This window comes from Paraburkholderia sp. SIMBA_054 (assembly GCF_046534875.1).
Lineage (GTDB): Bacteria > Pseudomonadota > Gammaproteobacteria > Burkholderiales > Burkholderiaceae > Paraburkholderia > Paraburkholderia hospita.
This window is the reverse complement of record NZ_JAWRXV010000502.1, coordinates 1-306: the sequence shown is the minus strand read 5'-3', so window position 1 is coordinate 306 and position 306 is coordinate 1. Positions and strand designations below refer to the sequence as shown.

Annotated in this window: 1 pseudogene; it reads right to left on the bottom strand. The window is 40.8% G+C overall.

The annotated features are described in order from the left end of the window. Positions 1-306 (bottom strand): annotated as a pseudogene (locus SB822_RS56085) (IS5/IS1182 family transposase); the annotation flags it as partial.

Below are 306 nucleotides of genomic sequence, written 5' to 3'. Positions count from 1 at the left end.
ATAGGTATCTGTTTGATTCGTCCCTACATCTTTTTTGCCCTGGCGAGCTTTCCTGATAGCCAAATGCCCAGCCTTACAAACGTACATTCCTGCATCCTTGTTAAATTGAAATTCCTCTTCCTTCTTCCGGAATCCCTGTGTAACTGAAGGATTCAATTTTGCGACTAGTTTAATGTTATTTTCTTCACTGTATTCAATATTTCCCTTCTCTGAGTAAGCTGCATCCCCAATCACGGTCTCAATCACCATACCAGCTGCCGTGCTCTTTTCAATTAATGCCTTTAATTCTTTACCGTCCGTTTTTTC